The sequence below is a fragment of the Psychrobacillus faecigallinarum genome (genome assembly GCF_014836595.1).
Lineage (GTDB): Bacteria > Bacillota > Bacilli > Bacillales_A > Planococcaceae > Psychrobacillus > Psychrobacillus faecigallinarum.
In genome coordinates, this window is record NZ_JACSQO010000003.1 from 84,013 (window position 1) to 109,218 (window position 25,206).

18 protein-coding genes and 1 pseudogene are annotated in these 25,206 nt (G+C 36.5%); 4 read left to right on the top strand and 15 right to left on the bottom strand.

Annotation, left to right across the window (positions count from 1 at the left end):
* Positions 1–490: 490 nt before the first annotated feature.
* The 4 genes from H9650_RS08060 to H9650_RS08075 all read right to left on the bottom strand — a co-directional run bounded on the left by H9650_RS08060 (position 491) and on the right by H9650_RS08075 (position 5,977).
* Positions 491–1,360: a GNAT family N-acetyltransferase gene (locus tag H9650_RS08060; RefSeq protein ID WP_191696953.1), complete on the bottom strand. Its 870-nt coding sequence runs from the start codon at positions 1,358–1,360 to the stop codon at positions 491–493.
* A 15-nt stretch (positions 1,361–1,375) separates the two neighbouring features.
* Positions 1,376–3,196 carry an ABC transporter ATP-binding protein gene (locus H9650_RS08065; RefSeq protein WP_191696954.1) on the bottom strand — a complete coding sequence of 607 codons (1,821 nt, stop codon included), beginning with the start codon at positions 3,194–3,196 and terminating at the stop codon, positions 1,376–1,378.
* Positions 3,180–4,916 (bottom strand): ABC transporter ATP-binding protein, encoded by a 1,737-nt coding sequence (locus H9650_RS08070; RefSeq protein WP_191696955.1) that lies wholly within the window; start codon positions 4,914–4,916, stop codon positions 3,180–3,182. Before H9650_RS08070 ends, H9650_RS08065 begins: the two co-directional genes overlap by 17 nt.
* A 131-nt stretch (positions 4,917–5,047) precedes the next feature.
* The gene (locus tag H9650_RS08075) at positions 5,048–5,977 is read right to left on the bottom strand and encodes a DMT family transporter (RefSeq protein ID WP_191696956.1); all 930 of its coding nucleotides are present in this window, start codon (positions 5,975–5,977) and stop codon (positions 5,048–5,050) included.
* A 148-nt stretch (positions 5,978–6,125) separates the two neighbouring features.
* On the opposite strand from H9650_RS08075, the gene H9650_RS08080 reads away from it, so the two are divergent.
* Positions 6,126–8,153 (top strand): bifunctional diguanylate cyclase/phosphodiesterase, encoded by a 2,028-nt coding sequence (locus H9650_RS08080; protein WP_154311606.1) that lies wholly within the window; start codon positions 6,126–6,128, stop codon positions 8,151–8,153.
* Between the two features lie 98 nt (positions 8,154–8,251).
* On the opposite strand, the gene H9650_RS08085 is transcribed toward H9650_RS08080, so the two are convergent.
* The 4 genes from H9650_RS08085 to H9650_RS08100 all read right to left on the bottom strand — a co-directional run bounded on the left by H9650_RS08085 (position 8,252) and on the right by H9650_RS08100 (position 12,990).
* Complete coding sequence (locus tag H9650_RS08085) at positions 8,252–8,983, bottom strand: MBL fold metallo-hydrolase (protein WP_191696957.1); 732 nt, start codon at positions 8,981–8,983, stop codon at positions 8,252–8,254.
* A 388-nt stretch (positions 8,984–9,371) separates the two neighbouring features.
* The gene (locus tag H9650_RS08090; RefSeq protein ID WP_191696958.1) at positions 9,372–9,821 is read right to left on the bottom strand and encodes a threonine/serine exporter family protein; all 450 of its coding nucleotides are present in this window, start codon (positions 9,819–9,821) and stop codon (positions 9,372–9,374) included.
* 12 nt (positions 9,822–9,833) lie between these two features.
* The gene (locus H9650_RS08095; protein WP_144539954.1) at positions 9,834–10,580 is read right to left on the bottom strand and encodes a threonine/serine exporter family protein; all 747 of its coding nucleotides are present in this window, start codon (positions 10,578–10,580) and stop codon (positions 9,834–9,836) included.
* Between the two features lie 304 nt (positions 10,581–10,884).
* Positions 10,885–12,990, bottom strand: a complete 2,106-nt coding sequence (locus H9650_RS08100) for a beta-propeller domain-containing protein (protein WP_154311610.1) — start codon at positions 12,988–12,990, stop codon at positions 10,885–10,887.
* Positions 12,991–13,168: 178 nt separating this feature from the next.
* On the opposite strand from H9650_RS08100, the gene H9650_RS08105 reads away from it, so the two are divergent.
* Entirely contained in the window at positions 13,169–14,485 is a 1,317-nt protein-coding gene (locus tag H9650_RS08105; RefSeq protein WP_144539958.1) for a short-chain fatty acid transporter, read from the top strand.
* Between the two features lie 64 nt (positions 14,486–14,549).
* On the opposite strand, the gene H9650_RS08110 is transcribed toward H9650_RS08105, so the two are convergent.
* From H9650_RS08110 to H9650_RS08120, 3 genes are read right to left on the bottom strand one after another with little or no spacing between them, the layout of a single operon-like run.
* On the bottom strand, positions 14,550–15,743 hold the full coding sequence (locus H9650_RS08110; RefSeq protein WP_191696959.1) for an acyl-CoA dehydrogenase family protein: 1,194 nt from the start codon (positions 15,741–15,743) through the stop codon (positions 14,550–14,552).
* Positions 15,733–16,902, bottom strand: coding sequence for a saccharopine dehydrogenase family protein (locus H9650_RS08115; protein WP_144539962.1), 1,170 nt, complete (start codon positions 16,900–16,902; stop codon positions 15,733–15,735). Before H9650_RS08115 ends, H9650_RS08110 begins: the two co-directional genes overlap by 11 nt.
* A 13-nt stretch (positions 16,903–16,915) precedes the next feature.
* Positions 16,916–18,391, bottom strand: coding sequence for an aldehyde dehydrogenase family protein (locus H9650_RS08120; protein WP_191696960.1), 1,476 nt, complete (start codon positions 18,389–18,391; stop codon positions 16,916–16,918).
* Between the two features lie 169 nt (positions 18,392–18,560).
* Here H9650_RS08120 and H9650_RS08125 point away from each other — a divergent pair, with 169 nt between their 5' ends.
* On the top strand, positions 18,561–19,358 hold the full coding sequence (locus H9650_RS08125) for a TIGR00266 family protein (RefSeq protein ID WP_191696961.1): 798 nt from the start codon (positions 18,561–18,563) through the stop codon (positions 19,356–19,358).
* A gap of 226 nt (positions 19,359–19,584) precedes the next feature.
* Complete coding sequence (locus H9650_RS08130) at positions 19,585–19,782, top strand: C4-dicarboxylate ABC transporter (RefSeq protein WP_144539968.1); 198 nt, start codon at positions 19,585–19,587, stop codon at positions 19,780–19,782.
* A gap of 666 nt (positions 19,783–20,448) precedes the next feature.
* On the opposite strand, the gene H9650_RS08135 is transcribed toward H9650_RS08130, so the two are convergent.
* The 4 genes and pseudogenes from H9650_RS08135 to H9650_RS08150 all read right to left on the bottom strand — a co-directional run.
* Positions 20,449–21,807 (bottom strand): arsenic transporter, encoded by a 1,359-nt coding sequence (locus H9650_RS08135; RefSeq protein WP_191696962.1) that lies wholly within the window; start codon positions 21,805–21,807, stop codon positions 20,449–20,451.
* 440 nt (positions 21,808–22,247) lie between these two features.
* The gene (locus H9650_RS08140; protein ID WP_144539972.1) at positions 22,248–22,922 is read right to left on the bottom strand and encodes a DUF2642 domain-containing protein; all 675 of its coding nucleotides are present in this window, start codon (positions 22,920–22,922) and stop codon (positions 22,248–22,250) included.
* Positions 22,923–23,079: 157 nt separating this feature from the next.
* Positions 23,080–24,909 (bottom strand): hypothetical protein, encoded by a 1,830-nt coding sequence (locus tag H9650_RS08145; RefSeq protein ID WP_191696963.1) that lies wholly within the window; start codon positions 24,907–24,909, stop codon positions 23,080–23,082.
* 65 nt (positions 24,910–24,974) lie between these two features.
* Positions 24,975–25,206, bottom strand: a pseudogene (locus tag H9650_RS08150) (hypothetical protein); the annotation flags it as partial.

Below are 25,206 nucleotides of genomic sequence, written 5' to 3' on the forward strand. Positions count from 1 at the left end.
TATCTTTTGATGGAACAATATGTAAATGGATTTTATTATCATGTCCTGACTAACCTAACCTTTGTCTGAAAATGCGACTTGCTAAAGCGAGATAAATGTAATTTCTCTTCAAAAAAACCTCTTATATAAAGAGGCAGGTTCTATATTCTCGGTGGAATCTTTATGTATTTACGCTTAGGTGGACGAGTTTTTTTTAATATCATCCATTGTAGAGTGATTTGAATTTTTTGTTTTACGTGGGTAATCCGCATTGAATGTAACCTTTTGTCTGAATTTTTCATTGTTACATGATGTTCGTTTAACCCCAATAAGATCTCTCCTTTACGATTGAATGTTTATACATTCATCTTATAGTGATAGTATGAAAAGAATATAGTGGTTATGTTTAGACTTTGTAAATGTTATCTTAATCTTCCGTGTTCAGCTCAATTAGTGTTATTAATTCACTGTACAAAAAAGGGTGATCCAGTTTCTTGGACCACCCTTTCCTTTAATTTTTTCTTCTATAAAAAAGAGTATGCGCTGCTGTTTGAAAGCCTTGTTTTTGATAAACTGATAGCGCTATATCATTATCGGTTTCTACATCCAAATAAACTTGTTGTTTCCCTAAAATGTATGCCTCATGCTTACACCAATTTAACAGAGCCTTTGCTACTCCCTTACCTCTTGCATCATTATGCACGGCTAAACCTGTAATCCATAGCTGTTCTTGGTTATCTACCGTCGTAGCAGTACCTAATACTTTATTAGCTTGCTTTGCAAGCATCAGCTTTCTATTTGGGGTTTGCAAATTAAAGGATATCATTTCTTTTGCTTCTTCTTGAGTGTCACCAAATGCACTCTTCAGAACATTTATAAGCTCATCTCCTTCATTTACAAAAGGAGCTATTTCAAATTCACTTTTCGTTTGTTCAGGAGCAGTATTCGCGACCATGGTAATTTCTGAAATCTCATGAGAGTATCCATTACTTGTCAGCATATCTTGACCTATCGTCGCAGTATTAGGAACTAGAGCGATAGCGGCTGTAGCTCCCCTTAGCTCTAAGTTTCTATTGAGCTCCTGGAACATTTTGCTTGCTATGCCTGCTTTTCTTGCACTCGGGAGTACCAAGGCACTCCATTCATAATCTATTGTTCCTAAACGATCTATGGCAGTTAAAATACCGACTAATTGGTCTGAATCATCATTATAAGCTAATATGCAAAAACCTTTCAAAAAATAGTCCATTAACTCTGTAACGTTTAACAAATGACTATAATTGATTAAATCTACATGAGTAGCTTCATCCACTAATATTTTTATTTCCTCTAACGTTTCACCGTCAACTGGAATTGACACAGTCATAACTGATATGTCCATGTACATACTTCCCTTCTAAATCTTTGAATTCATCAGCATACTATAAAAACGACCTTGCGTATTTATAAGTTCCTCTTGTGATCCTGATTCTATCAGCTTTCCATTTTCCATGACAAATATTAAATCTGCTTTTCTTACCGTATTTAAGCGATGGGCTATTACAAAACTCGTTCTACCTTCCATCAATCTTTCCAGTGCTTCTTGTATTTTAAGCTCTGTTACAGTATCAATGCTCGAGGTAGCTTCATCTAACAACAAGATTGCTGGATCTGCAACTAAAGCTCTTGCAATAGAAAGCAGTTGCTTTTGCCCCTGACTTATCTCACTGCCATCTGCCGATAAAATAGTATCATATCCATTAGGTAGCTTCGTGATAAATTCATGTGCATTCGCTTCCTTAGCTGCCTGAACAATTTCTTCATCTGTCGCATTTAGCTTTCCATATTGTATATTTTCTTTTACACTCATTTCAAAAAGGAATGGATCCTGCAAAACAAAAGCAGTTTGGCTTCTCAAAGTATGTCTAGGCATTTCGTCAATAGCAATATTATCAATTAAAACCTTACCATCATTCGCTTCATAAAAACGAGCTAATAATTGCATAATAGTTGTTTTACCAGCACCCGTAGCTCCTACTAAAGCAGCAGTCTGACCTGCCTCTACCTTGAAGGACACATTATCAATAGTTGGTTTTTCATCATCTTTATTGTATTTAAAGGTTACGTTTTCAAAAACCACATTACCTTTGAGCTTATAATCCTTATTATCTACTGCTGTATCCTTTTCTTCTGGCTCATCAATAATTGCAAAAACACGTTCAGCTCCTACAATAGCTGAGAGCACAGTATTAAACTGGTTAGCTAAATCGTTTAGAGGTCTAGTAAATTGACGCGCATATTCTGTAAAAATAACAATTTCTCCAATAGACACATAACCATGGTAAGCTAGTACTCCTCCCGCAGCTGCAACCAATGTAAAGCTTGTATTGTTCAATAGGTTCATAACCTTAGGTATAAATCCAGAATATGTAAGCGCCCAAAATCCAGTTCGTTTTAGACGTTCACTTTTAACCGCAAATTCCTCTAGCATACGCTGCTCCTGAGAGAATGCTTTGACAATTCGCTGTCCGGAAATGGTTTCCTCAATCATCCCATTCAATTCCCCCACTGCCTGTTGCTGTTCCTTGAAAAGTTTCGATGTTCTTTTGGTAATCCATTTCATCGCAAAGAACATTACTGGAACAATGACTAATGTCACTAGCGTTAGTAGAGGACTTAACATTAGCATAACGACCGTAGTTCCAACTAAAGTTAAAACGCTAGAGAAGACTTGTATAAAGGAGGAGTTTAACGTCTGACTAACGTTTTCAATATCGTTAGTCATTCTACTCATAAGCTCCCCATGCTGACGCTTATCGAAAAAAGACACCGGGAGTTTTTGAAGCTTATTAAACAAAACTGTACGAAGTCTATAGATTGTTTGCTGGGAAATTCCAATCATCCAATAGCTTTGTAAATACATTGAGATAGAAAGAAATACATAGACAATTATTAAAATGCCAATTAAGCTTGCTAGACCTTCAAACACATTTACCGAAATATATTCATCAATAATTACCCCTATTAAATATGGTCCTAATAAGGATAGGGCTGAACTAACTACTACTAACATCAATACAACAATGAGTAAAAAGCGCTGTTCATCCACTAGCTTCCAAATGCGACTAAGCACACCCTTCCAATCCGATGCCTTATCAATTTTCTTTTTGTTCTTCTTTTTCAAATCTTCCTTTGTTATAACCGGCTCATAGCCAAAAGGTTTACGAATGAAGTTCATCTTGTTCGTCCACCTCCTGTTGCGATTCTGCAATCTCTCTATACAGAGGAGAATTTTTCATTAGCTCATCGTGCGTGCCATATGCCGATACTTGCCCTTCCTCTAGAAGAAGTATTTGATCTGCACCCTTAGCAGTTCTAATTTTTTGTGTTATTACCAGCATTGTAGCATTTTCTCCTTCTAAGGCTTCCCATAAGGCATTCTCTGTAGCTACATCTAACGCACTTGTACTATCATCAAATAGTAAAATCTCTGGCTTACGCACTAATGCTCTAGCAATAGAAAGCCTTTGCTTTTGTCCTCCAGACAAATTAACTCCTTTTTGGCCTACCCTAGTATCGTATTGATCAGGAAACTGCTCAATGGAATTATGTATTTGCGCCTGCTTCGCCGCTTCTTTCAATAACTCCTCTGTAGCCATCGAGTCTCCCCAGCCTAGATTTTCTTCAATACTACCTGTAAAGAGGATCGATTGCTGAGGCACTAGTCCAATCACTTGTCTAAGCTCTTTTAAAGACCATTGCTGCACTTCTTTTTCGTTAACCAATATCCTGCCTTCTGTCGCATCAAAAAATCGTGGGATTAAATTGAGCAAGGTAGATTTACCTGAACCTGTTGCACCCATGACGGCAAGCTTAGAACCAGGCTTTACTATAAAGGAAACATCTTGTAACACAGGGTTCAACGTTTCTGGGTATGTAAAGGAAACATTTTGAAATTCTAATTTACCAATACTAGAAGGATTTTCTACTATTTGGCTATCAATATTTTCAATGCCATCTTCAACTAACAGCACTTCTTCCATTCGTTCAGATGAAGATTTTGCACGTGAAAAGAATATGATAATGAAAGAAAACATAGAAAAAGCACCCGTCATTCGCATTGCATAATTGACGATTGCAACCAGCTCACCAATTTGCGCGCCACCAGTTTGAATTTCCTTTGCTCCAAACCATAGTACTGCCATTAAGCTTACATTCATAACAAACAAAAGAACTGGAAGTATTAACTCCATAATTCGAAATGCTTTTACATTGTCTACTTTTAGAATGTCTGCGACTTTTCCAAATCTACTAGATTCGAAATCACCTCTTAAATAAGCCTTTATCAAACGAACTGCCTGCAGGTTTTCTTGAATCTTACGTGTAACACTGTCCACGCTTTTTTGTACTTTGGAAAACAATGTTAATCCTTTTCGACTCATTAAATAGAGAAAGACCAATAGAAATGGTGCACCAATAACTAAATATAGTGCTAGCTTTGGATGGACGAAAAAGGACATTATAATACTTCCTACTACTAGTAATGGAGCTCTAAGCATAATTCGGAGACCCATAAATATAAGATTTTGAGTAATCGTAACGTCACTTGTGAGTCTAGTGATTAAACTAGACGTTGGAAATTTTAGAAAAGTTGTCATCGTAAAGGACTGGACTTGTCGAAACAAGGCCTGACGTATATCGTAGCCATAGCTCTGCACTGCATGAGAAGCTATGAAAGTATTAATAATACCAGCAAAAAATGCCACGATAGAGAGGACCAACATAATACTTCCCCAAAATATGATAGATGATTGGTCCCCCGCGACGATACCATCATCTATAATAACTGCAATTAATAGCGGCTGAATGAGCTCTACCGAAAGCTCAACTAGCATAAAAAATAGCGCAGCAATGACAAGCCACTTATATGGCTTTAAATAAGAAAAAATGGTCTTCATCTAAAACACTCCTAAATTCTTCGTCACTCGAATTAATTTACTGTAAAATCTATTATGCCATATCCCATAACTAATAAATAGAAAAAAAATAATAATCTGTTTATTTGTCGATAAGGAGATATAAAAGCATTCTATCCTCTTCTTTTTTTAAGTTTTTTTAATAAATCCAAATTGACATCACCCGCTACCGAAAGCCACGTCACAAATAAAAGCATGACTACTACACCTGTGTATTGCCAACCGCCTAGGATTTGATTAAACCAAAATACTGATATAATCATCGCTGTTAAAGGCTCTATACTAGATAAAATACTTGTCTCCACCGCTGTTATGTATTTCATGCTTGAGAGGAACATAACAAATGCAATAGTCCCCATAAAAATAATCAGTACCACGAATATAATAATTGGATATTCCAACAATTCATTCCATTGACTAGTGTTCCAAATTTGAGAGACAGTTGATAGGACAATCCCACCAATTAGCATTCCCCAACCAACAACAACGAGTACACCCCATTCTTTCATCAGCCTAGCTGGATAGACGGTATATATTGAAAAAGCAATACCAAGCAATAACCCCCAAAACAGCGCCTTGTTGCTGATTAATAGTCCACCTATTTGTGCATTAGTTAGCAATAAAAACAATCCAACCAGCGTTCCTATTATTCCTATCACCTGATACTTAGGAGGAAAGACCTTCCCCTTCCAGGAAACGTACATAATAATATAAATAGGACCAAGGAATTGTAGAAGCGTGGCTATAGATGCATTACTAGCCTCAATTGCTGCAATAAAAGTGTATTGAATTCCTAGCATCCCTAGTATCGCAAAAATAAATAATTGCTTTAACCAAACGGGCTCCTTCCATATTGCAAACACTTTTTTTCTTTGTAGCATTAAAAAGATTAGTATACTCATTCCAGCCACAATCAGTCGGACTGTTAGGAAGAATGACACGGTTACTTCACTATTATGTAGAACCCATTCCATCATTGGTCCTGTTGCACCCCAGAGAATAGAACCTAAAATAATTAGAAAAATTCCTTTTCCTCGTTCCATTTTAATCACCCTCCATTAATGTTTTAATATTTTCACAGGTAATATAACCTATATTATTTTTTTTTATGAATATATTGTTCTAGGCTAATGACTATATTCTCTAAATTCTGTATAATTACTTATAGATAATTTTTATGGGGGCCTGACGATGTATCTGCAAGCAAAAGAACTAGATTTAAGTGAAGCTGTGTTGAATCATATACCATATCCGACCTTTTTAACAGACCAGGATGGTCTAATCGTTTGGTGGGGCTATGAAGCTGAAAAGCACTTTGGTTATACTTCCGAAGAAGTAAAGGGTGCAAGATTACCTTTTTTTAACGATTATACTCTCGGTCATCTATCAGCTAAGTGGGAAAAGATTATGACGAAGGAAGAAGCAATTCGTATTAATCCAGTAACCCTGTACACAAAAGACCAGCAGTTATTAAAAACAACGCTTATAGTAAAATCCCTTTCTATTAACAATGCTACGTATGCTTTATTCCAATTGGATTCCAATCGAATAAACGATACTGATCAAACAGCATCATTTGAATTAGACTTACTGAAAAAAGCACTTTCTCAAAGTTTTATGGTCCTATATTTGGATAAAGAAGGACTGATCATGCATGCCAATGACCTGTTCCTGAAGAAAAGTAATTGGACCCCAAAAAGAATCATAGGAAAATCCTTTTGGCAGCTTTTCCCTAATACACCCGAGCATATAGCAGTGGCAGATGAAGTAATGAATTGCATTCAAAGAGGAAATACCTACCAAGGCACCGTAGAAAAAATGACAAAAGACGGAACTAACTATTGGGTTGAATTACTAGCAATTCCTATAACTGATATTGAAAATAATACGCTGTACTATCTACTTTTGGAAGAAGAAGTTACGGAAAAAAAATTATTACAATCACGACTTGAGGAAATTGCTTACGTAGATGCTGAAACAGGGCTAATGAGCAGACATCGTTTAGAAGAAGTTGTAAACGAGCATATTGAGGAACGGAAAAACTTTTCCTTTGTTTTTATTAGCATCAACCATTTCTATACACTAAAAGAGATTTTGGATGTAGAAACAGAGTCATTGTTAATGGTTGAACTAACGAAAAGGCTTAAAATTTACTTTGAAGATTCAATTATTGCCAGAGCGGGAAGAGATGATTTTGCTATTATCACTCCTCTAAGCGATTGGTATATTGAAGGATTTATACATTTCTTAAAACAAAATCCTATTTATTTAGAAAACAAGGCGATCCCAATTACAGTAAGTGGAGCTATCACTAAATATCCTGAAGATCAACAAACCTATTTACATCTCTTGAAGGCTACTAATACAACTCTTCAAAAGGTAAAACTAGAAGGTGGAGGCATTATATCTTCTCTTTCTCAATCAGACCATCATAAGCTTACAAGAACGCTCCAAATTGAAAAGAGATTAATAGAAGCACTGAATCATAATGATTTTCATGTTATGTACCTACCTCAACGTAATGTTGCTACCGGAAAAGTCACTTCTGTAGAAGCTTTAGTTCGTTGGAAAGACGAGGTTCTAGGAGTTATTCATCCAGATGAGCTAATTCCAATCGCTGAAGAAACGGGCCTTATTAATGACATTGGCACTTTTATGCTCGAAAAAGCATGCCAACAGGCCGCAATATGGAAACAAAAGGGTTTAGGGATAAAAGTTAGCTACAACTCCTCTATAAGAGAATTCAGAGATAAAAATATGGTGAAAACCGTTCGCTCTGTATTGAAAAAATATAATTGTCCATCCGACTTGATTCAAATAGAGTTTACTGAGAAGTTTGCATTGGAAGCAGAGGCAGAGAAAAAAATTATCCAACAGATGCAAACACTCCATCAAGAAGGAATTACTTTTGCATTAGATGATTTTGGAACTGGTTACGCATCTTTAAGATACTTGCAGTTACTGCCAATTGGTAAACTAAAAATTGATAAATCCTTCGTGAGCTCAATTATGCAACAAAAAAAGCTACAACAGCTTATTCAAGGATTAATACACTTCGGACAATCTCTAGATGTTATAGTTGTCGCTGAAGGTGTTGAAACCAAGGATCAGTTTAACCTGCTTAGTGAAATGGGCTGTGATGCGGTGCAAGGCTATTTTATTAGCGAGCCTATTACTGCAGAGGAAGTTGAAAGGCTAATTATGTTAAACGAGGTTTAATACTGCTATTAAATTTACAGAAGAGGTCGTGACTTGATCACGGCCTCTTTCTTTTCCTAAAATATTTTTAGTTCCCTAACCATAAGTACCTTTTTTCACTATAGCTCAATAAGCACTCCTGGGCGTGCTAATTCAATCGCATGGTTTCCTTCATTCAAAGCGCTAGCTAATAGCTCCTCTAACTCTCCATAATGTGGAAGATGGGTTAAAATCACCTTTTTAGCCTTCGACTGATAAGCCAACATACCCGCTTCGCTCGAAGTCATATGTCCTGAAGCACTCCCGTCCATGCCATCGTATAAGCTACTTTCTGCGATTAAGAGGTCAGCATCAGCTGCAAATTCTATTAGTTTGCTAGTGTAGCTAGTGTCCGAAGTATATACAATCTTTTTATGTCCACTTTCAATTTTAATACTGTACGTTTCAATTGGGTGGTTATTTCTCATAAAAGTGAACCTAAAGGGACCAATATGCAACTCGCTATTTTTATCGATAGTGGAGAACTCGCAGTACTCTATCTCCTCTACCCTACGTTTCATTTCCTCATCATCTGGTCCATATACATGTAATGCCTCATCTGTATTACCAATTTTTGTATTAACTAGTCTCGAAAACAAATAAGCACCAATATCACTAAAATGATCGTAATGATAATGGGATAAAAGCACGTGATTTATATTGTTTAAATCCACATATTTTTGAACATTAGTTAATACCCCACTTCCACAGTCTAATAGTACTTTAAATTCATCCTGTTCAATTAAATAACCCGAACAAGGTCCGTTCTCTTTAGGAAAACCGCCCCACATTCCTATAACTCTACACTTCATAAACTTCCTCCTTCACTTAATAACCTTACCTTCTCTATTCAATTCACATTCCTAAAACACCTTCTAATCCAATAGAAAAGCGCATGCGCCTATAACTGCCACGAATAGCAAATAAAAATTCAAATTTCCGCTTTCCGTGGGGTGAACGAAAAACACACCGTCGCTAACGCGTCGTTTGTTATTGCTTATCTGTCTCAATCATCCCACTGGAGTCGCCTGCCGCTCCAATCAGTTACAAGTTAAATGTTCTTTAGAGAATAAACATTGGAAAAATGGCTTTTTTATAACTCAAATAAAAGGTCACTAGTTATCGAAATATAATTTTTAAAGATTATTTAATATTGCTATCGAAAAAACCGTGAGTAAGGAATACCATACTCACGGCTTACTAGATTTTCACTTTCATGCTTTTTAGGCTTTTTAACCATATCTGCGTTATAATTTCTGCGAACACTAACCCCATTGCTACCGCTCCGGAAATCATTAGTGCAAGTGCAGCATATTCTACTGCTACTCCGTAATCTTCCTCCACTACATTTCTCATAGCATTATAAGCAGACCCTCCTGGAACAAGCGGGATAATACCAGCTACACTAAATATAATCATAGGCATTTTAAACTTCTTAGCCATTATGTGAGCTACGAATGCGATAGAGAACGCTCCAGCAAAAGAAGCAATAATTGGATCATCATTGAGATACCTCACAAGAGAAAATACTAGCCAACCAACCATTCCTACTAATCCACAGTAGACGAGGGACTTCCTTGGAGCATTAAAGATAACTCCAAATGCCGCAGCAGCTATAAAGCTTATGATACCCTGTGCTGCAAAATACATATCCATTCCTCCTTATAAAGATAATATAAATGCTACGCCCGCTCCAATTGCAAAGGCAGTTAGAAAAGCTTCCGCTCCCTTTGAAAGACCAGACATAAAGTGCCCTGCCATTAAGTCACGAACAGCATTAGTAATTAGCAAACCTGGAACAAGAGGCATTACCGAGCCAATAATAATTTTGTCTATTTCTACACCATACCCATAACGAATAGAAAGCATAGCAATCATACTGATAATAAGTGCTGCAAAAAATTCGGCGAAGAATTTCACTCTCGTTTTTTCTTCCAGTAAGTTAGCTACTGCATAGCCAATTCCACCAGCAAACATAGCATGAGGTACATCTATTAAAGGAGCGCCAAATAACCACAGAAAGGCACCTGAAGCAACTGCAGCTGCTGCGATCCGAATCCAAAAAGCATACATCTTATGGTCTTCGTCAATTCTTTTTAATTCAATATATGCTTCTTCCAAACTCATTTCATTGGAGGCTAGCTTGCGGGATACTGCATTCACAAGAGCAATTTTTTCTAAGTCCGTTGTTCTATTATTTACTCTTACTAATCGTGTTGGAAGATTATTTTTGCCACTGAAGAGAATTCCGGTCGGGGTCACAAAGCTTTGGGACTGAGTCAATTGTTGGGACAATGCCATTCGATCCATTGTATCCTCTGCTCGATACGTCTCTGCCCCACTTTCCATCATCAATTTTCCAGCAAGTAAACAGCACTCTACCGCTAGTTCATAATCGGTTTTCAACACTCCTCACCCTCCTTCTACTAACATTACAATTTCCCTTTTTAGAAACGTTTAATCTAATATAACATTTACTAACAAAAAAAAGGTGAATGAGAAGATTTCGAAAAAGAGCTTTTATCTATAAAGCTTAGCGCCTATATTTGTTCCTACAAGATAATAGAAAGAAGTGAGGAAGTAGTTCCTTACATACTTGGTTTATGACGTTCAATGTAATAGAAAAAAATAAAGCCCCAAAAATTTATTACATTTTTGGGACTTTTGAATTTCTATGGTGGATGATGTATCGCCTTTTAACTATAATTGCTGCTTAATAGGAAAGTAAACCAATTTCTTTAAAGGTGTTCAGGTTATAGCTTTTCATTTCCTTCAAAGCAATCGTATATAAGAAATCATTTGCATAAATAATTCTTTGAATCATGGATTCCCAATCTTCATATAACTGTGCTGGATTTTCTTTGGTAAGCAGCTCTGCCTTTAAAATGATTCCTGCTTCCGGTGTTATTTCGTAAATCATTGCACCATCTTGCTTATAGCTACTATATTCCTGCCCCTCTAGTTTGTCATAAATAGCCACGGGGAAACCATAGAGATTTTTCTCAACATGTTGGAACAATGCATGATGATCATATTGAATAGGTGAATATGTCCCTTGGCCACCAATTATCTCCGTGTCCACTTCCTTTGGATTTGCAAAGTCGCTAACATCAAAAAGGGATACCTTCATTCCTTCCGTCTGTATTATAGGCTCCTTGCTACCATTTGGTACAAAAGAAGTTGTTTCGTAGCCAAAGCCGATTAGATGGTTTTCCCCTAATGGATGTAGGTAATTACTGAAACCAGGAATTTTTAATTCGCCTAGCACTTTGGGCTTATTAGGATCAGCGACATCAATCACAAACAACGGATCTGTTTCTCTGAATGTTACCATATACGCTTTGTCTCCCATAAATCTTGCCGAATAAATTCTTTCCTCTTTTGCTAAGCCTGTAATAGACCCTGCAATTTCCATGGATTTATCTAATATAAATAAATTATTTTCTGAAGTATTACTTTGGTCCCAAGGATTACCTGTTGTGGTGACTGTTCTAAAATAACCGTTATGCTCATCCATGGAAAATTGGTTAAGGATTGTTCCTGTGAGCTTAGCTGAATCAACAAATTCAACGGAGGTGTCCTGTAGAGAAAATTTATATACCTCGGTATCCATTTCACCAGGGTTCCATATCATTTTTTTACTTGTTCCGGCCTCTCTATTCTTATAAATGACTGAGGTTAAATAAAGATTTTCTGTGGACATATATAATTGCTGACTTCCTCCTAGAAAACTCTTCGTCTGAGCCTCATTCACTAAAGGATTCGAAATATCTAATGCTGTAATAACGGTATAATTCCCATCTAAAGAACCAGGTAAGATTGAGATTTGTTGATAATCTAAAGGTACAGCTTCTTGACTATTCTTTGAGTCATACGTGAATGGCCTTAACTCCGTGTCTTTGTTTTCCTTCATCATCCAATATCTTGGCATTACTGTTGAAACAAGGTAAAGAATATCTCCATTTAAACGTACCCCATTCATATAACCCTCCGAAGCTATTTCTCTCATTAGCTTTGGAGATTTAGGGTTGGAGATATCGTATAGAAAAACACTAGTCATACTTTCCCAAGCAGGATCTATTCGTGATTGAGAATCTCTAGCGTCCAAAGTATGATACACATTCTTTTGCCCAATCACTAGAAGTGTTTTCCCCTTCAATAAAAGTTGACTAGGATAGAATGAATCTGTAAATCGTATCTTATTTTCCATTTTCATATTCTTTCCATCATCAATACTATTAACAACAACGTTATTTTCACTTATAGCAAATACATGAGAACCATTCGTCTGGACGATATCTGCTTCTTCTACTCCTTCAACTTGATTGTTCGTCGTGGAGTAACCCCCGCTTCCAGTAGATTTCGTTTCTGCTTCCATCGCCATGTCTTCGGCTGTTTCTTGTTTTACGTTTTCTCTTGATCCCATCACTAACTTAAAATATGCCTCTAACTCTTCTCGAGACTTTACTGTAGGAAATGCTTCATGGACCTCAAATGTATATTCACTTTTTCCTAGCCTATACTTTTCATCCACATAAAGAGTGTATTTACCTTTTTGGAGTCCAGTTATTTCAATGGACTTCCCTTTATTCGTCAGCTTATAAGCTGCCTTAACCTTATTTCCCGACTTATCCGTTAAGTACACCGCCTCTTTTTCCAAGGCGTCTTTACTGACAGCCTTCGAAAAGTCCGCCTTAAAAATTTGGTTGGATAATACATAACTTTGCGCTGATACCTTTTGATTGGAAAAGTAAATCCAGACAGTACTAACCGTTAAACAAAGCCCTATTGCTATGAAGGATATTAGCCACTTTTTCATTTCGCGCTTCCTTTCTTTTACATTTATTTTAACTATTAGATTGAATTTTTTATAAATAGTTACAATACAAATTTATTGTTTTTTTGTCGAATATTGTTATTAGAATTATAGAGAATTTTCTTACTTTCATATAACATAGATTAAGAGGGGGATGTAAAAAAACAAAGGGGGAAAAATTTTGAAGGCACTTACTCGATTTTCAAACACTTTAATGGTCAGATATCTACCTGATCCATACATATTTGTTGCAATGCTAACGCTATTAGTATTTTTGTTAGGGATAATCTTAACCGATTCTACGCCACTGGAAATGGCAACATATTGGGGAGATGGTTTTTGGGGATTACTATCTTTCACTATGCAAATGGTTGTTGTTTTGTTAGCTGGTCATGTACTGGCAAGTAGTCCGCTTTTCAAGAAAATATTGAGCTCTTTAGCTAGAATTGCTAAGTCACCAGGCTCAGCAATTTTGTTAGTTTCAGTAGTTTCTTTAATTGGCTGTTGGATTAACTGGGGGTTTGGTTTAGTAATTGGGGCACTTTTTGCCAAGGAAATTGCCAAGCAGGTTAAAAATGTAGACTACCGCCTATTAATTGCAAGTGCATATTCAGGATTTATCATTTGGCATGGTGGTCTAGCTGGTTCTATACCACTTTCTATTGCAACCGAGGGTCATCCATTTGCCGATATCATGGGCGTAATACCAACTACAGAGACATTATTTACACGGTATAATTTAATCATTGTAATTGCATTATTTATTTCTGTACCTCTTTTAAACAGATGGATGATGCCAAGCAAGGAAGATACATTGTCTATTGACCCTTCTTTGCTAGAGGAAGAGGTAGTAATAGAAAAATCTACTGAAAAACCTACTCCTGCCGCAAGACTAGAACGAAGCTATTTGTTGACCGGATTAATCGGTCTACTGGGACTAGTCTATTTGATAAACCATTTTATTACTAAAGGCTTTGACTTAAACTTAAATATTGTTAATCTTATTTTCGTTGTGCTTGGCATCATCTGTCACGGCACACCAAAAAACTTTTTATTAGCCGTTAAAAATGCTGCAAGTACAGTTGGAGATATCGTTATTCAATTTCCTTTTTACGCTGGCATCATGGGCATGATGGTTGCTTCTGGTCTAGCTGGAGTTGTTTCGGAAGCATTTATAAGCATTTCTAACGAGCATACATTTTACCTCTTCACTTTTTATGCTGCTGGAATAGTTAACTTCTTCATTCCTTCTGGTGGAGGACAATGGACTGTTCAAGCACCAATTATGTTGGAGGCTGCATCAGCACTTGACCTAGACTACGCAAAAACTGCCATGGCTATTGCCTGGGGAGATGCCTGGACGAACATGATTCAGCCATTCTGGGCTCTACCAGCTTTGGCAATTGCCGGGTTAAAGGCAAAAGATATCATGGGTTATTGTGTATTTGTATTATTATTAAGCGGTGTCATTATTAGCATAGGTCTGTTCTTTTTCTAAAAATATTATTTATACATTCCCCTTATATGCTAAAGAGGATCCCTTTTCATGGGATCCTCTTTTCTTATTCTTCAAACGGCCATTTCGGTAGCATTCTGTTTAACTTTTTATCTTCACGATAGCCAAGCACATATTCTGCCTGCATGATTGTATGGATTTCTCTTGTTCCTTCATAAATGACAGGCGCCTTCGAGTTTCTTAGGTATCGAGCGACCGGATACTCATCGGAATATCCATAAGCTCCATGAATTTGAACTGCATCGTCAGCAGCCTTATTAGCAAAGTCACATGCCTGCCATTTTGCCAAGGAGGTCTCTCTAGTATTGCGTACCCCTTTGTTCTTAAGTTCTCCAACCCGATAAACAAGCAGACGGCTCATTTGAAGACCGGCTTCCATTTTGGCAATCATTTGTTGCACAAGCTGATGCTTGCCAATCTCTTTCCCAAAGGTTTCTCGTTCCTTAGCATATTTAACACAGGCTTCTAGACACGCGAGCGATAGACCTGCAGCCCCAGCGGCAACTGTAAATCTACCATTGTCTAAAGAAGCCATTGCAATTTTAAAACCTTCTCCTTCTTCTCCTAGAAGATTCTCTTTAGGCACTTTCATGTTTTCGAAGAAGATTTCCCCGGTATTCCCTGACTTAATGCCATATTTTCCTTTGATGGCCTTGGAAGAAAAGCCCTCCATTGTACGTTCCACGATGAACGCACTAATCCCATGATGCTTTTTAGATTTATCGGTATAAGCAAACACGATAAAATGGTCTGCCGCATCACATAAGGAGATCCAAGTTTTTTGCCCATTTAAAATATAATTATCACCATCTCGAACAGCTACGGTAGACATTGCAGCTACATCGGAGCCAGCTCCAGGCTCTGTAAGACCGAAAGCACCTATTTTTTCTCCCTTAGCTTGTGGCTCCAAATACTTCTGCTTTTGTTCCTCTGTTCCCCATTGCAGTAAGGTCATCGAGTTTAAGCCCGTATGAACGGATACAGCTGTTCTAAAAGCAGTGTCTCCTCTTTCTAATTCTTCACACACAATAGCAAGAGAATTATAGTCCATACCACTTCCGCCGTATTTCTCAGGGATACAAACTCCCATCAATCCCAATTCAGAAAGACGGCTCCATATTTTAGGATCAAACGCACCCTGCTCCTCCCACTTTGCGATATGAGGGATGATTTCGTTATCTACAAATTGTCGAACGGTCTTACGAAGAAGCTCCTGCTCATCTGAGAATTCAAAGTTCAATCTTCTCACCTCTTGCCACATATTCTTTTATTTCTACTCCTCTTGCCGCCATTTCTCTAATATATAACTCCCCTGGTACAATCAGCTCTGGTGTAGAGACTCCTGGTTTTTTAATAACACCATTCCCAATCATTTGTGCTACGACCGAAATAGTGTTTGCTGTTGCGCGAGCCATAGCAGTTTCACCGGATAGAGGGTCCTTTTTGGTTGCCATCTCATACGTATAGATTGTCTCATCACCGTCTTTTTCCCCTTTTACAACAACTCTTAGTAGTACTGCATCCTCTTTGTCTCCAAGGAGAAGAGAAGGTGTAAGTACTTCTTTTAGCACTTCTCGAACGTTGATAATATTGCCACCAGCGTTTACCGTCTTGTTCTTATCAGTAAGACCTAAATCTACTAATAACTTAAACTTTTCAGCGTGTCCCTTGTATCGGATTGTCTTATACTCCAGTGTTTGGACATTTGGAAATGATTTAGTCAGAGTGGATGTACCCCCTGCTGTATGGAATGCTTCTAGCTCCTCATAACCTTCAAACTGAATTGGCTCAACTTCTGTTAAAGAGGCAATTTCCTCTAGTTGGCCATTTCTAATTACATGCGATGGGTCTGTGTAATGATCGAATACTCCTTCTAGGGAGAAAACAATATTGTATTTAAATATCCCTTCAGGCTCAACTGGAATTCCACCCACGTATAGGTGAATATCCGTCACCTCATCTAATTTACTTGCACCGTAGCCAGTAAGTATATTAATCATTCCAGGAGCAACTCCAAGATCCGGTATTAAAGTTATTCCTTTTTCACGAGCCTTTTCATCCAACGAAAGCACCGCATCTGTCGCTCCACCAATATGACCACCGAGGTCGATGGAGTGAACGCCAACCTCTACTGCGATTCGTGCCACTTTTTCATTGAACGAATAAAATAATGCGTTAATCACGACATCTGCCTTTTTCATGACCTCCATCAAATTGACATCGTCGTTTGCATCTAGCCTTAATACTTCTATCTTAGAATTTTGCATCTTCTCTTTAAACATATTTGCCTGTCCCACATCTAAATCACATAAATAAATTTTATCTACATTTGGACTCAAAATTAAATCCCTTGCAGCCTCTTTACCCATTAAACCTGCACCTAATACAGCAACCTTCATATCATTATCCTCCTTATTCTGTGTCTATTTGCGCTCTCTGTAACTTTCCGCTGTAATCTATATAGATACTTTTCCACTCTGTATAAACATCTAACGCTGCTACTCCGGAATCTCGGTGTCCATTTCCAGTTCCTTTTGTCCCTCCAAACGGCAGATGAATTTCTGCCCCTGTTGTTCCTGCATTGACATAGACAATACCCGTATCAAGGTCACGCTGCGCTCTAAATATTTTATTAACATCTCGAGAAAAAATAGAACTAGATAAACCAAATTTCACACCATTGTTTACTTCGATTGCTTCCTCTAAGGAATCAACCTCGATTAAAGAAACAACCGGACCAAAAATTTCTTCCTGAGCAATTCTCATATCGGGCTTAACATTAGAGAATAGAGTTGGTGCATAATAGTTCCCTTTTGCTAAATCACCATTGTCTAAAATTTCTCCACCTACTACTAAATTAGCACCCTCCTCTTTTCCTATCTGGACATAAGAGTGTATTTTCTCTAGGGCATTTTTGTTAATAACTGGGCCTACTTTAACGGATTCATCCATGCCGTCTCCTATGGTCAACTTCTCCATTCTTTCAAGAAGCATTGTCTCCAATTCCTTCTTCACATCTTTGTGTACAATCACCCTACTGCATGCTGTACAACGTTGTCCTGCTGTCCCGAACGCGCTCCACAAAATGCCTTCTACTGCAAGATTTAAATCTGCGTCCTCCATAACAATTACTGCGTTTTTGCCGCCCATTTCTAAGGACACTTTTTTCAAGTGTTTCCCTCCGAGTTCTGCCACCTTACTTCCAGTGTCTGTAGATCCAGTAAAGGAAATAACCTTGACATCCTCATGTTCAATCATTGCTGTCCCTACTTCTGATCCAGACCCAAAAACGACGTTTGCCACTCCAGGCGGCAAACCAACTTCTTGGAATATCTTAGCCATTTCATAGGCCATCATTGGGGTTTCAGTAGCTGGTTTCCAAATAAATGCATTTCCTGCCACTATTGCCGGAAATGACTTCCACGTAGCAATCGCAACCGGAAAATTCCATGGAGTTATTAGCCCCACTACTCCAATCGGTGCTCGAACACTCATTGCAAATTTATCTGCTAGCTCAGAAGGTGTTGTTTCACCGAATAACCTTCTTCCCTCACCCGCCATATAAAAGGCCATGTCTATGCCTTCCTGAACTTCTCCCCGACCTTCCTCAATGACTTTCCCCATTTCTTTTGTCAACACTTGGGCAAGATGTTCCTTTCTTTCTTTCATTAGTCTGCCAATTTCATATAGATAGTCTGCTCGCTTTGGAGCCGGAACTAGTGCCCACTTTTTTTGCGCATTGACGGCTGCCTTGACTGCTGTGTCCACATCTTCTTTTGTAGACATCCTTACCTCCGCTAGCTGCTCACCATTTGCAGGGTTCAATACAGCTGTATATGTTGCTTCTCCCTCTTGCCATTCCCCATTAATAAAGTTTGATAATTTCATTTTCCTACCTCTTTCCTTATAAATTGAAAACGGTTTCATAAATATTACATTCTCTAACTTCTATTAAAACCCTTTAAAAAAACTAAAAAATTTGAAAAATTGAAAAGCTGAAACCTTTTATTTTATTGTTCGTATACATATTTAATTACTATGAGGAGGGAAATATATAATGAATAATCATGAAATAGATTACAAATTGCATGGTGACGATATGCAGTTTGTTGAAATTGAACTAGATCCACAGGAAACAGTCGTTGCAGAAGCAGGAAGCTTAATGATGATGGAGGACGGAATCTCTATGGAAACCATCTTTGGCGACGGCTCTGGCAACAGCGGAAGTGGCCTGATGGGGAAATTAATGGGTGCAGGTAAACGTATGTTAACCGGCGAAAGTTTATTCATGACTACCTTTACAAATGTAGGTAATGGGAAAAAACATGTTTCCTTCGCCTCTCCATATCCAGGGAAGATTATTCCAATGGATTTAAGCGAGCATCGTGGAAAAATCATTTGTCAAAAGGATGCTTTTTTGGCTGCTGCTAAGGGAGTATCTGTAGGAGTAGAGTTTCAACGTAAATTAGGTACCGGTTTCTTTGGTGGAGAGGGATTCATCATGCAAAAGCTTGAAGGAGATGGTCTAGCATTTGTCCATGCAGGTGGTACAATTCACCAGAAAGTTTTACAACCGGGTGAGGTATTACGAGTAGACACTGGATGTCTAGTTGCTATGACTTCAGAAGTCGATTACAACATAGAAATGGTAAAAGGCGTTAAAACTGCTCTATTTGGAGGAGAAGGATTATTCTTCGCAACTTTACGTGGCCCTGGAACAGTTTGGATTCAATCCCTTCCGTTTAGCCGTCTAGCTAGCCGAGTATTTGCTGCTGCTCCACAAACTCCTGGTGGTGGTTCTAAGGGAGAAGGTAGTATTACTGGAGGCTTGTTTGATCTTTTAGGCGGTAAATAACGAAAATAAGATGTCCATAAATTACAAGAAAGCTTGAATATGTACCCAAAGGCAAGAATGTTGTTTTTACAGCATGCTTGTCTTTTTGAATTCTGAACGTCTTTTTTAAACATATAATTATTTTAACCCAGCATATTGCTTATAATCTTGAACTACTCCCTTCATATACTAATTAATAAGAATAGAAGCACCATATTTCTTATAGAAATGAAGGGAGGAATTATAAATGGAATATAATTTTGGATTTTGGCTTGGTCTTTTAGGTATTATCTTAGCGGTAGTCGGCTACTTTTTCTATCCGATTTGGCTTGGAATTGCTGCCGTTGTATTAGGTTTCGTAGCACTATATCATTATAAGCAAATAATCTTGGGCTGGCTGTCAATTATATTAGGAGTTATTATATTATTACTTCAATTTATATGATTTGAGAATCAATGACCGAAGTACTAAATAGAGGTTACTGGTTAATACCAGTTTAGGAGAAAATAGTTTATAGGCATGTGTGGAATCCCATATATGCCTTTTATTTTAAGTAAAATTGATATTCTGCTTCCATTAGAGTTCATATTTAATAGTAGTTATGCAGTATCATTTACCCCAAAAGTAACATATACATACAATAACTTCCCCTATCAATTGGACATTAAGCGAAATCCTATTTATTTATTCTTATAGAAATGAATGCAGAAATGTTGACAATATAAGTTGAATTTTAAAAAAAACATCCGACTTATCAAACATATAAAGGAATCCATATTAATGACATCTTTAGCTATCCTAATTTCCATATTCTCCTGGATGGGATTACAAGACATTTTTAAATATGGATTCTATTCATTTATGTAATCAACCCAGCTTACTCGGATTGTTCTCTTCCATTTTTATGTATAGTATAGCAGGAAACTAGCTGTGTATTTTCCCGCTACCTTAGTATAAATTTACTTAATGCATGATTGATATAATAATTTTGAAAACTAAAAGTGAATATAAAGCTATATTCTTTCACTTTGACACATACCCCTTCAAGTAAAGTTAGAGAAGTATATTCTCATCTTACCCATTATTATTTAGCGTACACTCTTCTCAACCTCAAGAAGAAAAAACTATTTGCACCCAAAAAAATAACAATATCAAAGTTACAATTGTAGTTATTGGAACGACTATCAATGTTACGCTTAAATAATCTTTCCAAGAGACCTTTATCTTGTTACTTTTTAGAATATGCATCCAAATTAGTGAGGCAAGTGTACCGATAGGTAATAATAATGCCCCCATATCGCTACCAATAATATTCGCAAGATAAATAGTCTTTAAAGTAATTGGATCTAATCCCATCTCTGTTAAAGTAATGGTTCCAATCATTAGCGCCGGATGATTATTGAATATATTAGAAAGAACGGATACTAATCCTCCCATGATAATACTTGCTTGAAACAATCCCTGATTTACAATTGGTTCACATAATTGAACTAATAGTGATGTCAATCCTACATTATTCAACCCGTATATTATGACATACATTGAAAATGCAAAAACAAGTATATGCCAAGGGGTCTTCTTAAGTATATCAACTGGACTAGTCCTTAAATGATACCATCTCCACAACAATAGTACAGCAGATCCAAGTACTGCGACAATCTCAATAGGTATGGTTAAATATGATGCAATAAAAAGTAGACATCGAATAATAAATACAAATACTAATATTTTCAACATAAATTTGGAACGTTTTTGTTTTGTTTCAAATGAAGTCTTTGCTTTGAACGGATGAAAATTTTTAGTGAAAAAGAATTCTTCTATGTCCATTGAGGAATTTGGTAAAGTTTTCGGTAGTTTTTTTCTTAAGACAATATACATTAAGAAAGACATGAATAACAAACCCAATGTTGAAGGAACGAACATCATTGCCGTATGTGCCCAAAGTGACATATCAACTATCTTTAATGCAATTAAGTTTACAATATTACTTACTCCAATCGGCGCACTGGAAGCAGTTGCTATTAAAGCTCCACTTAACAAATAAGGAAGCTGCTGACGAGGTTTTAAACGAAGATTTTTTAAGAGGAGGATTAATATTGGAGTTGTAATTAATATACTTCCATCATTATTAAATAATATTGTCATCAAAAAACATAATAATTGAATATACCAATATAACCGAAGTCCAGACCCCCTTGCCAAGCTTGTCAGCCTAGCCGCTACCCAATTAAAAAATCCAAAGCTTTCTAATATTATAGCCATGACAATTGTTGCGATAATGGTTAAAGAGGCACTTCCAATTTTAGTAATAATATCTATAACGTCAGCCTGAGACACTATTCCTGTAAGTATAATAATTGCTGCACCTACTGAAGCTGGCCATGCCTCATTTAACTCTTTTGGTCTCCAAAATATGACAATCATAGTTGCTAGGAACACCAAACTGGCGATTCCAATCTGAAAGCTCATGCATATACCATTTCCTCTCGAAATAAAAATAAATGTTTGTCCGTTTCCATATATGTATATTCGCTTTTCTCTAGAAAGAGCAAGATGTCTGTCTATAGCTTGGAATTATATATTTTTTAACAAAAAACGCCTATTAAAAAAATAGACATTTGAGCATTTTTATAAATGACAACTTACTATTCAAAAACTAACTTTTGTCAATTTGTTCATGCAGGAGCAGGTTGCAACTCGTGGGCTGTTTAAGACATATCCAGCATTTAAAAGAAAGCACAAAAGTGTCTGTTATCTTTTACCCCATACACAAGAATAGAAAATAGGCTGTCGATACTTTCTCGTCAGCCATAAAGGACGGTTTTATTCTTACAATTTATAACTATTTGTGAAGTTATGCAGGCTCGCAAGTGAAATTTTAATTCTAAGTAGAAGTACATTAATTATGTTTAAACTTGGTGTAAAGTTTTAATATGATCTAGATTTAAATAATACGAATGCAATTTTGCTCCATGAATTTCAACTAAATTTTCCTCTATTTCGTTTAATTTTCCTATATGACTTTTATTCCCCCCAGCATTAAGCACGACAATTTTATCTTTGAACTTTTCAATTTGTTGTTTAAATGTGCTTGCTAATATCTGCCTACTCGATTGCACTAGGCTATTATGAAAGTTTTTACCGTAGGGACTTTCGTTTTCAGCGTAGGGTATAAGCACCTTTAAGTGACGGAGGGAAACATATACTATTTTATAAACAGGGGAATAGAATTCAATATAATCGTCCATCAAACTTAAAATATATCCATGAATAGGCGGTCCATCTGTTACATACAGCTCAACGTAATTTCCTTTAGCTTGAGTAAGAATCTCTCTAAAAGAAAGATCTTTTTCCTCTTCAACTGTAGAGATAGTTGGAGCGTGTGTAGGAGCCATAATATCATCTTCATTAATATTTACTTCAAAACGCTGTATATGTTCTAAAGAAATGTATACAAAATCTATCCCATTAAAAAGGACAACCAGATCACTTCCTGAATCTACGAGCGTACCATTCATCATTTTTTTCCCTGAAACCTCTATTTCGACAACTTCTGTTATAAGATTTTGAATAATATTATTCAAGGTTAACCCTCCTTTCTAGTTATTATCTAAATAGCAAAATCATACATTTAAGCTTAGAGAAATTTAAGGGTAAGTTACATAAACTCATATATTTCATCACCATTAGTCATTTGGAGAGCCTCGTTTATTAAACGCTACTTATTCCTGTCGTTGCCTGTCAGGCTCTATTTCCTAGTCTTTCTTCGATTATTTGCTGGTATCTCTTTTTCGAAAATTCCATTAAAGCATAATACTGTCTTTCCAACATGAAGTCTTCCGTTTGTTTTCCGTAGATTACTTTTTGGTTGCTTTCTTCTTGCCCATACTTTTCAAAAGCATCAGATTCTATATTTTGAAGACGCTCATACATATTGGTTGCATGATTCATTAAAGAATAATACTGTTTTTCTAAAATTGCTCTTTCTTCTTTTGGGTTTAACTTTATAATTGAGGTTTCAGGTACAGTTATTATTTCGTGCTCAAGATTTTCATTGGTGAAATTAATTTTTTTCATTTTTAATTTTATTTTTTTTTTCCTTTTACGCCTAAAATAAAATAAGTTATTAAAGTCGTTCAGGTCCTGTTCTCTTTCGTTTTCTTTTACTTCTGGTATTAATACATCATTTTCTTCAGCAGTTTCTGGGGAATGTATAGTTTGGGACTCAGCTTTTATAAATCTAAAAGGCAGGGATTTTTTGGAGGTTATATTTTCTTCTAAATTAGTTTCCATTATAGGCTCTACGCTATTAAGAGTTTTACTTTCGTTTATAATATTATCGGGATTTGCTGCGCGTAAAAATCGTTCTCTTATAGGCTGTACACCTTGTCTATTAGGCTGTAACGAGTCATTGAACTTTGGCATCCTAACTTTTTTATAAACAAATGAATCTTCCTTTTCATTAGCTCTAACTGTATTTTCTTTTACAATTTTATGATCTATATTTGCAATATCAGTTGCTTCTTCTTGTTTTTCTTCTATATTAAAGTCATTTGGATCTTCCTCTTGGTCGGCTCTCTCCAAAATTTCAATTTTTGTTAGTTGTTCCGTTAGCGTCACAGTTTCTTCTAAGTTCTCTTCCAAAACAAAATCAGTCAGACCTTCCTCTTGGTGGATACTATTTAGAATCTCAATTTCTGTTAGCTGTTCCATCAACGTATTGTTCACAGCTTCTTCTAAGTTCTCTTCCAGAACAAAATCAGTCGGACCTTCCTCTTGGTCGGTACTATTTAGAATCTCAATTTCTGTTAGTTGTTCCGTCAACGTATTGTCCACAACTTCTTCTAAGTTCTCTTCCAGAACAAAATCAGTCGGACCTTCCTCTTGGTCGGTACTATTTAGAATTTCAATTTTTGTTAGTTGTTCCATCAACGTATTGTTCACAGCTTCTTCTAAGTTCTCTTCCAAATTGCCTATCCCTAAAATAGGCCTCACAGATGTTCCCTCTTGCAGATTTTGTTTTTCTGTATCCCGCTTATTATTATGTTTATCAATCTTAATCACTTCCTGTGCCCTACTATTATTAACAAGAGGTATATATGATTGCTCAACATAAAGATGTTCCTTACTATTAAATAAACTAATCTGTTTTTCAGTAATCTTGCTAAAGACACTTGATATGCTCGAGTGTGGCACATAAATTAGATTTTCATCATTTACTAATACGATATAATCTTTATAGATTTTGCTTAAGACTCCTATTAGTTGCTGATTACTGAAACTATTAATCTTAACCCAGTTGTATTTCATTCCTATTAATGTATTCGTGAAATAGTTACTGTTAAGATAGGGTACCGCTTCAGAGGAAATAAAATTATCCTTAGCATTTTTTGAAAAAGCAAGAATATGATGTAGGGAGATATAGTAGACGTTATTAGTTATTTCACAGATCAGGTAATCGTTTTTGACATTCAACAAGATTCCCTCAATAAATTGATCGCCCTTAAGAAACAAACCAACTTTGTTACGTTTTAGGGCGCTTAAAGCTTCTTCAATTTTTTTAGACTGCATTGGTAGCGCCTCCTTTTAAAACATTCGTCGACTCTGAATTACAGAAACGACGAACGCATGGTCATCTATTCATTTTCATTTTTTACTTCATGATTGATATTTGCTTCATTTATTTCCACTTCGTGCTTAGGCTTTTCACCTTTTTGGTGCTTATCTTCGTGTTTTGCTTTCTCTTCCTTGTTTGCTTTTTCTTCGCGTTTTTCTTTGTCTTCTTTGTTTGCTTTACCTTCGTGTTTTTCTTTGTCTTCTTTGTTTGCTTTACCTTCGTGTTTTTCTTTGTCTTCTTTGTTTGCTTTA

Coding starts and splice junctions, on each gene's coding strand:
- H9650_RS08090 (WP_191696958.1), bottom strand. CDS start 9,821: ATGTATTTTGCAGCACAGGGTATCATAAGCTTTATAGCTGCTGCGGCA.
- H9650_RS08145 (WP_191696963.1), bottom strand. CDS start 24,909: ATGCAGTCTAAAAAAATTGAAGAAGCTTTAAGCGCCCTAAAACGTAAC.
- H9650_RS08120 (WP_191696960.1), bottom strand. CDS start 18,391: ATGAAATTATCAAACTTTATTAATGGGGAATGGCAAGAGGGAGAAGCA.
- H9650_RS08135 (WP_191696962.1), bottom strand. CDS start 21,807: ATGAGCTTTCAGATTGGAATCGCCAGTTTGGTGTTCCTAGCAACTATG.
- H9650_RS08060 (WP_191696953.1), bottom strand. CDS start 1,360: ATGGACATATCAGTTATGACTGTGTCAATTCCAGTTGACGGTGAAACG.
- H9650_RS08085 (WP_191696957.1), bottom strand. CDS start 8,983: ATGAAGTGTAGAGTTATAGGAATGTGGGGCGGTTTTCCTAAAGAGAAC.
- H9650_RS08125 (WP_191696961.1), top strand. CDS start 18,561: ATGAATAATCATGAAATAGATTACAAATTGCATGGTGACGATATGCAG.
- H9650_RS08070 (WP_191696955.1), bottom strand. CDS start 4,916: ATGAAGACCATTTTTTCTTATTTAAAGCCATATAAGTGGCTTGTCATT.
- H9650_RS08075 (WP_191696956.1), bottom strand. CDS start 5,977: ATGGAACGAGGAAAAGGAATTTTTCTAATTATTTTAGGTTCTATTCTC.
- H9650_RS08130 (WP_144539968.1), top strand. CDS start 19,585: ATGGAATATAATTTTGGATTTTGGCTTGGTCTTTTAGGTATTATCTTA.
- H9650_RS08080 (WP_154311606.1), top strand. CDS start 6,126: ATGTATCTGCAAGCAAAAGAACTAGATTTAAGTGAAGCTGTGTTGAAT.
- H9650_RS08065 (WP_191696954.1), bottom strand. CDS start 3,196: ATGAACTTCATTCGTAAACCTTTTGGCTATGAGCCGGTTATAACAAAG.
- H9650_RS08100 (WP_154311610.1), bottom strand. CDS start 12,990: ATGAAAAAGTGGCTAATATCCTTCATAGCAATAGGGCTTTGTTTAACG.
- H9650_RS08115 (WP_144539962.1), bottom strand. CDS start 16,902: ATGAAGGTTGCTGTATTAGGTGCAGGTTTAATGGGTAAAGAGGCTGCA.